The sequence below is a fragment of the Mesorhizobium sp. M1A.F.Ca.IN.020.06.1.1 genome, from assembly GCF_004023265.1.
Taxonomy (GTDB): domain Bacteria; phylum Pseudomonadota; class Alphaproteobacteria; order Rhizobiales; family Rhizobiaceae; genus Mesorhizobium.
Genome location: NZ_RZSR01001113.1, coordinates 1 through 1,777, shown reverse-complemented (window position 1 = coordinate 1,777; position 1,777 = coordinate 1). Strand labels below are relative to the sequence as shown.

3 protein-coding genes are annotated in these 1,777 nt (G+C 60.2%); 2 read left to right on the top strand and 1 reads right to left on the bottom strand.

Going from position 1 to position 1,777, the window contains the following annotated elements; genetic code table 11:
* Both EOA60_RS31515 and EOA60_RS31510 read left to right on the top strand, forming a co-directional pair.
* Nucleotides 1-906 (top strand): NAD(P)/FAD-dependent oxidoreductase (locus EOA60_RS31515; RefSeq protein WP_164899715.1); only part of this gene is annotated, 906 nt, incomplete at its 5' end.
* A gap of 19 nt (nucleotides 907-925) precedes the next feature.
* Entirely contained in the window at nucleotides 926-1,231 is a 306-nt protein-coding gene (locus tag EOA60_RS31510) for a hypothetical protein (RefSeq protein ID WP_067318770.1), read from the top strand.
* Nucleotides 1,232-1,314: 83 nt separating this feature from the next.
* Here the strand turns inward: EOA60_RS31510 and EOA60_RS31505 are convergent.
* On the bottom strand, nucleotides 1,315-1,777 hold a 463-nt coding region (locus tag EOA60_RS31505; protein ID WP_164899714.1), incomplete at its 5' end, for a DUF2269 domain-containing protein.

The following is a 1,777-nucleotide window of genomic DNA, read 5'->3' as shown; positions in this document are numbered from 1 at the left end:
ACAGGTCAGTGGGAACGAATTGACTGCTTGGTTATCGGTGGCGGTCCGGCCGGCCTGGCAGCAGCGACGTATCTCGGGCGCTTTCGCCGCCGGGTCGTCGTTGTCGATTGCGGTCAAAGCCGCGCGAAGCTCATTCCGATTACCCGCAACTGTCCCGGCTTCCCCGACGGCATAGCCGGCGCCGAACTGCTGAATCGGCTGCGGCAGCAGGCTTTGCAGAGCGGAGCCGATCTTAGGCACGATATAATCCACGAGATTGGCCGCGACGGAACGGATTTTATTGCGATCGGTTCGACAGCCATTCGTTCCCGCGCGGCGCTCCTGGCTACTGGCATTGTCGATAAGCTTCCAGAGACGCCTTCGGCAGACGATATGATCAGAGCCGGCACCTTGCGCCTCTGTCCGATCTGTGACGGCTATGAGGTGATCGATAAGCGCGTCGCAGTCCTGGGCCCGGCGGAAGAGGCGGTGAAGAAGGCATTGTTCATGCGGACCTACACTCGCGACGTCACCGTGCTGACGACCGATGCTTCGAGTGAAATTGATGCAGATGCCGGCCGACTGATCCACGAAGCTGGAATCCAGCTCGAGCCCTGCATCCCTCATTCGCTACGACCCTCGGGAGAGCAGGCCACCATTCAACTCTCCAACGGAACAGCATCCTCATTCGATACCGTCTATCCAGCCATGGGATGCACGATAAGGTCGCAACTTGGCCTAGATCTCGGGGCGACATGCGACGAGCTTGGAAATCTTGTCGTGGATGCGCATCAGCGCACGGTCGTGCCAGGCCTGTATGCCGCTGGCGATGTGGTCAACGAAATCAATCAGATTGCTGTCGCATTCGGCCACGCCTCGATCGCAGCCACCGACATGCATAACTATCTTGACGATACCAAGTGCTAGTTTTCACCGGTGAATTGTGATGCATCTTGTTCAGATCCTGCTCCCCTGCTCGGACAACAACGGCCAGCCTTTCGCTCAAGAAGATTTCGACCGCGTGAAGGAAGAACTGGCGAGTCGCTTCGAAGGCGTTACTGCTTACCTTCAGGCGCCTGCCGACGGTTTGTGGAAAAAGGGTGCCGAGTCCAACGCCGACAAGATTGTGATCTTCGAAGTCATGGCCAACGAGGTCGATCTCATCGACTGGCGTGAACGCCGGATCGCACTCGAGCGGTGGTTTCGACAGGAGAAGGTGGTTATCCGCTACATGCCGATCGCGCTGGTGTAGTCGTTCTTGTCCATGCACGGGAAATCAGAGCCGGCGCCTCTCCTCCCGGCGTAGCTAAGATGAGTTCGCTCGGCCCGTCGGGATCAGCCGGTCCCGAACCATTCGATGGCCGGGCGGGTGATCATCAGCCATAAGATAGCGGCGACCGCGCCGAAGGCCGGAAAGCCGAAGACGAACCAGAGCCGGAAAAGCCGGTGATAGCGCGGCGGAAGCAACTGGCCGGCTTTCGCCGCCGCCAGGGCAAGATCGCGCATCTCCATCTGCATCCAGACCACGGGAAGCCAAAAAACACCGGTCACGACGTAGAGAAGGATCGACAGCGCGATCCAGCCGTCCCAGAGCGAATAGCCGACGAGCCGGGCAAGCGCGACGCCGGTGATCGGTTGCGCTACAACTGCCGTTGCCGTGAACAGGAAATCGGCAATCACGACAATGCGCGCGACCGCGGCCACGGTAGCGGGGTTGCCGGTCGGGTGTGCAAGCAGCAGGAAGAAGGCGAGGCCAGCGCCCGCCCCCAGCAGAACCGCCGCGCCGACGATATGGAGA